Source organism: Phytoactinopolyspora endophytica, from assembly GCF_004138495.1.
Classification (GTDB): Bacteria; Actinomycetota; Actinomycetes; order Jiangellales; family Jiangellaceae; genus Phytoactinopolyspora; species Phytoactinopolyspora endophytica.
This window is the reverse complement of the sequence record NZ_ML142873.1, coordinates 15,918-16,465: the sequence shown is the minus strand read 5'-3', so window position 1 is coordinate 16,465 and position 548 is coordinate 15,918. Positions and strand designations below refer to the sequence as shown.

At 68.6% G+C, this 548-nt stretch carries 1 pseudogene; it reads left to right on the top strand.

The annotated features are described in order from the left end of the window. Positions 1 to 320 precede the first annotated feature (320 nt). Positions 321 to 548: pseudogene (locus ELR45_RS39825) on the top strand (hypothetical protein); the annotation flags it as partial.

The window sequence follows — 548 nt, the reverse complement described above, 5'->3', positions numbered from 1 at the left end:
CTGGATAGCCCTGCCTGGCCAGCGCCGATGACGACGACGTCGACGTCGTCGAACTCTGGATGACCCGTCATATCACGACCAACGGCGCGGCATCGTCGCGTCATCCCGGCGACGGCGCGACGTTGCTCACGTCGCTCTGCCGCGGCCGGAAGAGCGTGCGGCGAAGGGTCACGGCTACGCCATAGCGAAGGGCCGAGAACAAGATCCACAGATGTGGCGCCGATATCGGCGTTCCGATTGCCGGAGACGGTCACAGCTGTTTGCATGACGGCCAGACGCGCCCACGAGGGGCGCGTTCTGCCTGATCTGACGGGACAACTATGCCTGCTACACCTTCCTCCGGCGTCAGGCGACGCCACAACTCAAACCCACGTTCTGGGAGCACGGCACGCCGCCCGGCGGTCTTCGCCGCCGGGGCGACGGCAGCCACCTGTGCTGCGTTGCTTGCCACCGGCCTCGCGGCCACCGCGACGCCCGAGCACCCGGACGCCCCTGCCCAGAACCCGATCACGAGCCACCTGGCCGAGGCGGCCCAGGTGACTCCCGCC